The organism is Acinetobacter sp. YH01024 (genome assembly GCF_013420195.1).
GTDB classification, from domain to species: domain Bacteria; phylum Pseudomonadota; class Gammaproteobacteria; order Pseudomonadales; family Moraxellaceae; genus Acinetobacter; species Acinetobacter amyesii.
Map to the genome: position 1 here is coordinate 101,081 of NZ_VOYQ01000007.1, position 6,000 is coordinate 107,080.

Below are 6,000 nucleotides of genomic sequence, written 5' to 3' on the forward strand. Positions count from 1 at the left end.
TTTTGATGACATGCGCAATTTAAGACTTTCTATATTGATGATTTCAAATAGCCTCCTTAAAAAGCATGGCTATTTTATCGTCAATCTTCAAACTTTTGGTTAAACTGAATAAAAGGGCATTCGGAGCTCATTATGCCGCGTATCTTTGTTGTCTTGGCCAGTGCTACGGTATTGGTCTTTGGATGGATGTTTTATCAATATTCAGTACAGCAAAAAGAAGCTGTGCAACTCTCGACCTATGAAACGGTTTTGCGCGAAAAAACCGAGCAAATTTTTCAGCAAGCTCAGCACTGGGAAGAACCGATACAACTTAATGTGACAGATGCACGGCTAACGGGGGATTATAAAATCATGTCGGATTTTATTTTGAGCCAAATGCTGCAGCGTGCAGAAGCGCGAAATCAATATATTCGTGATCTTAAAGCACTGAATTGGGATAAATTTCTCGACATCGATCGCTTGTTGCAAGATAAAAAAAACCAATATCAAGAGACTGAGCAAATGCTGCAACAGGTGCATGCAGTGGTCGATGCTTATGAACAAAAAACCACACAGCAAGAGGAAAATGGTTTAGCGCAGGCCAAACAGTTGGCGGTCAAACAGGTGTTTCGTCAGCAAATTGCGCAGAGTTTAAGAGACAGTCGTGATAGTGATGAGTCGCATGCTTTATTTGAGTTAGAAAAGCAAAGCTTGGCGAAGGCTGATGAGCTCTTTGCTGTGCTGAAAGCCAATAAATGGGAAAAGAAAAATAAATTATTTATGTTCTATGAAGATGCGCCTTTAAAGCAGTTTAATCAGCTTTATACAGAGATGTTAGCGCTCAATGCACAAATGGATGAGATCCGCCAAAAGAACCGTTCAGAGTTGAAACAAAAGCTTTAACTGACTGTCATCTCTCTTTCAAAATTGCGCGATAAAGTGGCTTATAGCAAGGTTTTACATCATATAGAGGTCCATGCTCATGCGAGCTATTCAGATTTTTGATGATATTCAGCAGGTCTATATCGACTTTATCGCGAACCGCCAATATCCACGTTTGGAAAGTTTAAACAATTGGGGCAAGAACCGTTTTTTCTTCAGTCAGTATTTTCGCATGATTGAAGATTGGCATCTGACTGAACAGATTGTGATTGAATTTAATCAACAATTTTATAGTTTGGATACAGGGACGGCGCCTGACTTTATGGATCAAGATAAATACATGGCTTGGTTGATGGAACAATTACAAATATTAAAATAAGTCCTTTTCATTCAAATTATTCAGCACAACTTCGAGACATGTTATGCAAGTGAAAGCCATCCTTTAGCGGATGGCTTTTTTGTTGTTATCGAGCATCATTTTGGGAACTGAGTTCCGAACTAGCACGAATGGCGCAAAAACATTGGCTTTAAAACAGTCTTTGATTGTTTAAATTGCAAATTTAATACAACTATCAACCAATAGTGTGACTTAAATCACTTAAAATACGCCGAAAATTTAAACATAACTTTTTAGCCAGCAGCCCATAACTCATAAGAAGCTGAGCTGTATTGAACTTGCAAAAATTCTAACCTTAGACCGATTGGCTTTGAATGAAAGGTTTATCGCCATTTTTAGAGACGATTTTTTTAGCGTATGAAAAAATTAATACTGCTATGGCTTGCCATATGTGCGGTTTCATTGGTGTCGATAGGCTATACCTATGAATTATTTATTAGCCCTGTTTGGGTGGTAAATGCATTCGCGGCCTATGGCATGATTTTAATGCGGAAGCATTTAAGCCACGACTTACTGATCGTGCTCTATGCTTTTAGTGCGATCTTTGTGGCCTCGCTGATGGTCGATCCCGCCAAAACTTTAGAAGATAAATTTCTCCTGTGTGCGATTTCGGCATTTCAAATTTGGGTATTTATTAAAGTCCATTTGGCACTGAGCCATTTAAAAAAGCGCCGCTTTAAACGAACCCTGATGCTAACTGTTCCGAGTATCGTGAGTGCTTTTGCAGGCAGTCTCTTGTTTGTAGCGTGCTTTCAGATGGACAACCAATACTTTGCCTTTGTTGATTATTTTCTAGAGCAATTTGCAACAAGTTTGGCTGTGGTGTGTTTATTATTTGGTGTTCAGCGTTGGATGAATGTGCCGTGGGTGGATTATGGTTATCTGATCGTGGCACTGGCCGTGCAATATGTGATCTCAAATGATCAGATCTTCTATGCCTGCATGGTCTTGCCTTTATTGATGTGTTATTACGCAATTAAATACGACCTCAAAACCTTTTGCTGGCTGATTGGCTTAATGACGCTGATCTGTGGTTGGTATGGTGCCATGCCATTGGCTGGGGAATATTGGTCGGATGCACAGGTACATATGCTCTCGCGGATCAGTTCTTATCGTTTGGCATTGGGTATTTATCTGATCATTTTTCTGTTTATTTGTGAGTTATATGCACGAAATAAACGCCTGTATTTGGCTTTGCAACGTGTGAGTTTTTGCGATGAGTTGACGGGGCTGAAAAATCGCCATGCCTTTAAAGAACAAATATTTATAGAGGGTGCGGTTGATAAAGGCTGTGTCATTTTGCTCGAAGGTGCCGATTTGGAGCAGGGTAAAATGTTGTGTGAAACAATTTTGGAACGCTGCGAACATGTGCCGTTTCGAAAAGATCAATTAAGGCTAGATGTCAGCTTTAGTATGGGCTTGGCCGAGTTTCAACAGTTGAGTTTGTCCAATTACTCCACGACTTTACAACATGTCGATGCCTGCCTATATCAGGCGAAATCACAAGGGAAAAATCAGTTTGTTTATCAAAAGATTATTCCGTTAGCAGAAAGCAGTATTGCAGTCTAAATGGGCAAAAAAAAGATGCCGTGAAGGCATCTTTTTTTAGCATTTAATCAATGATTAAGCTGCTTTTTTGAACCAAGAAAAGAAACCTTTTTTCTCAGCTTTCGCTGCTTCAGCTTTTTTCTCTGCACATTTTTTAGCGCAGTCTTTTTTCGCTTCAGCTTTTACTTCTTCAGTTTTAGTTTCAACAGCTTCTTTTGCATCAGTTGCTTTTTCTACAGCCGCATCTTTTGCTTCAACAGTTTTTGCAACGACAGAATCTTTAGTGGCTACAGTTTTTGCTACAGTCGCGTCTTTTGCTGCAACAGTGTTCGCAACAACAGCGTCTTTAGCCGCTACAGTTTTTGCTACAGTTGCATCTTTTGCTGCAACTGCAGTTTCTTTAGTTGTTACTGCTTTTTCTATCACTGCTTTTTTCATGTCAGCAGTTTTTGCTTTAGTGGTTTCTTTCACTGTTAAAGTTTTAGTTTGAGTCGCTTTTTCTGCAACAGCCACTTGAGTTTTAGCAGCATCTTTAGTTGCTTGAGCAGCAGCTACAGTTGCAGTTTTCGCTTGTGCAGCTTGAGCTTTTACAGCTTCAACAGCAGTCGCAGGTTTTTGTTCTACAGCAGTAGTCGCCATAGCAGAAGTTGTAGCAGCAACTAAAGCAACAGCTAAAGTAGTTTTGATCGCGTTCATAGTCATCACTCTATAAAACTTAGTTAAAATAAGGCATTGTAAATTTTATGCCTTATCAACAGCGCTTAGGTTACACGGCACAGAGTGAGGGATTTGATTGTGTGAATATTCCACCAATGTTACAAACGGATAACATGGTGTAACGCAGAAAAACAAACAAAAACAGCGAGCATTGCACAGCATTCGAAATTTTCAATTCAAAGCTAATTTAAAATCACTGTTAAAGCCGTTATGGTAAATATACATTTCCGCCATTGGTATGGCATAAAATAACGTCGCATGAGGGATAACATCAGATGCAGCAGCTTATTTGTTATAAACAGCTCCCTGTGTGGACGCAGCAGTCGATTCCACAAGGTTTTAAAAATCAGCACAATACCAAAGCAGGCACTTGGGCAAAACTCACCGTACTGCAAGGTGAAGTGAACTTTGCCATGTTAGATGCGTCTGGAAATATCCTTTCCACGCATGTATTTAGTCCAGACCTACCACCGCAGTTTATTGAGCCGCAGGCGTGGCACAAGATTGTGTCTGCGAGTGACGATGTGCAATGTCAGTTAAGTTTTTATTGCTTAGCACAGGACTATTTTTATAAGAAGTATCAACTCAGCCCAACACATTCAGAAATTTTGGCAGCAACACCATATTTGCAAGGTGGTCGAGCTTTGGATGTCGGCTGTGGGCAGGGGCGTAATTCGCTGTACTTAAGTCAGTTGTCTGAGCAGCGTTTTGAGGTGGATGCTTGGGATGTGAACCCACACAGTTTGCATAAGCTGCAAGAGGTGATCGCTGCGGAAGGCATTGAAAATATTCATGTACAGCAGCGTGATCTAAACGCTGACCCAAGCATTACAGGTACATACGACTTTATTTGCTGTACCGTGGTGATGATGTTTTTAGAAGCCAAGACAGTGAAGCCGCTGATTCAGCAGATGCAACAAGCCACAAATATCAATGGTTATAACCTGATTGTCTGTGCGATGGATACGCCTGATCTGCCTGCGCAGCCTGACTTTCCATTTAGCTTTAAAGCAGGGGAATTAAGTGCCTTGTATGAGGGCTGGAACATTGTGAAATACAATGAAAATGTCGGGGAGCTGCATCGGGTGGATTCAGAAGGGCAGCGGATTAAACAGCATTTTGCGACTTTGTTGGCGCAGAAAATTTAAGCTTAGAATTGTAGGATGTTGAGTTGAAGGGATGGGGATCAACTCAACACTTACTTAATACTGGAAAAATGGGAACCATTTTGAGCTAGTCAGGCTGTATGTGTACTTAGAAAATTCAACCAATTGAATATGATCCTACTCTGATTTAAGGCTGATAAATAAAGCCCAAAGCTTTTAGAGGCAATTGAATGATGTCGATAGTGAGTGTTAAAGGCAATAGTGGTAATTCTGCCAATTTTTCCTGCCCTGACTTTTTGACATAGCCACTTTGGTCTTCGTAATGCTGGATACGGATCTTATAGGGATGGCTTAAGGGCTTTAAATCTGCGGCATTCGCAACTTTTGGGTAAACCGTACCTGCAATTTCTAAGTTAAACAGGTGATCTTGTTGTTCTGCCTTTGAACAATCACATGGTGCTACACCATATTGGTTGAATAATGCCCTTTCCGTAGGACTTAGTGTTCCATTGGGAGGCGCATAATAAAATTTAAAGCTTCCGCTAAATTTAGTGCTGTTCGGGCTCGGAGAATTAAAGTCAAGTTCTCGATGGAGACGAATATATTGTGGATTGAGTTGGCTTATCAGTTGAATAAAATCAGCACCGCCTTTATTGATCAAATAGCTGTATTTATTGCCTGCGACTACGATGCTATCGATTGGTTCATTGGGTATTGCTTTAGCAGGTTTGCCAAATGCGATCACATCATCTTCAAGGATTGTTCTCCATGCATATTTTGTTTCGTATTTTTGAAACAGATCACGGGAGAGTTCACCGATTTGATTATTTGTAACGCAAGCTGTAAGAAAAATAAAAGTGCTTAGGCAGCTCATCTTTATGAGGTAGTGAAGTCGTTTATTTATCATTGTTATGCATATTTAAGTTTTGGTTCAGGCCTTACCATAATTCAAAAATCGCTGAAAATCGAGAATTAACGTTTTAAATTTTAAATATGCTAAGACGTTTTTTTAAGGGTTGTTTAGCACGGTTTATTGCTGAAGATTTTTGAACAAAATTTACTTCACAATGGACATTCCCTCTCCTTTTAAGGAGACTTGCGCAGAATACCGCTCAGGGAGAGGATTTATATGAAAAATTTCCCTCATCCTCTTGTGGCGCATGCTGCTCATCCCAGAGGGAGAAGGGGCTTCCAGTATGTATTCATGAGAGTTTAGTTAACAAATAAAAAACCCCGCACTAAGCGTAATGCCAGTCAGTTAAGAGATTGACTGGCTTTTTCTTGGGTATTTTTGAGGTTTTCCTTTTACAACCCTTGGATAACTCCTCACTCTTCTCTCAGGTATAACATACCGATTAGATTTCTCCATTA

The 6,000-nt window shown here is 40.1% G+C and carries 6 protein-coding genes; 4 read left to right on the forward strand and 2 right to left on the reverse strand.

Annotated elements, in window-relative coordinates; genetic code table 11:
* Window positions 1-132: 132 nt before the first annotated feature.
* The 3 genes from FTT88_RS05535 (at window position 133) to FTT88_RS05545 (ending at window position 2,827) form a co-directional block, all read left to right on the forward strand.
* Window positions 133-882: a hypothetical protein gene (locus FTT88_RS05535; RefSeq protein ID WP_180101567.1), complete on the forward strand. Its 750-nt coding sequence runs from the start codon at window positions 133-135 to the stop codon at window positions 880-882.
* 79 nt (window positions 883-961) lie between these two features.
* Window positions 962-1,240 (forward strand): hypothetical protein, encoded by a 279-nt coding sequence (locus FTT88_RS05540; protein ID WP_078190480.1) that lies wholly within the window; start codon window positions 962-964, stop codon window positions 1,238-1,240.
* Between the two features lie 375 nt (window positions 1,241-1,615).
* Window positions 1,616-2,827, forward strand: a complete 1,212-nt coding sequence (locus tag FTT88_RS05545) for a diguanylate cyclase domain-containing protein (RefSeq protein WP_180173744.1) — start codon at window positions 1,616-1,618, stop codon at window positions 2,825-2,827.
* Between the two features lie 54 nt (window positions 2,828-2,881).
* Here FTT88_RS05545 and FTT88_RS05550 read toward each other — a convergent pair whose 3' ends face one another.
* Complete coding sequence (locus FTT88_RS05550; RefSeq protein WP_180173745.1) at window positions 2,882-3,502, reverse strand: hypothetical protein; 621 nt, start codon at window positions 3,500-3,502, stop codon at window positions 2,882-2,884.
* 296 nt (window positions 3,503-3,798) lie between these two features.
* Here FTT88_RS05550 and tehB point away from each other — a divergent pair, with 296 nt between their 5' ends.
* The gene (tehB, locus tag FTT88_RS05555) at window positions 3,799-4,671 is read left to right on the forward strand and encodes an SAM-dependent methyltransferase TehB (protein WP_180173746.1); all 873 of its coding nucleotides are present in this window, start codon (window positions 3,799-3,801) and stop codon (window positions 4,669-4,671) included.
* Window positions 4,672-4,816: 145 nt separating this feature from the next.
* On the opposite strand, the gene FTT88_RS05560 is transcribed toward tehB, so the two are convergent.
* Window positions 4,817-5,536 carry a hypothetical protein gene (locus FTT88_RS05560; RefSeq protein WP_180022362.1) on the reverse strand — a complete coding sequence of 240 codons (720 nt, stop codon included), beginning with the start codon at window positions 5,534-5,536 and terminating at the stop codon, window positions 4,817-4,819.
* Between the last annotated feature and the right edge of the window lie 464 nt (window positions 5,537-6,000).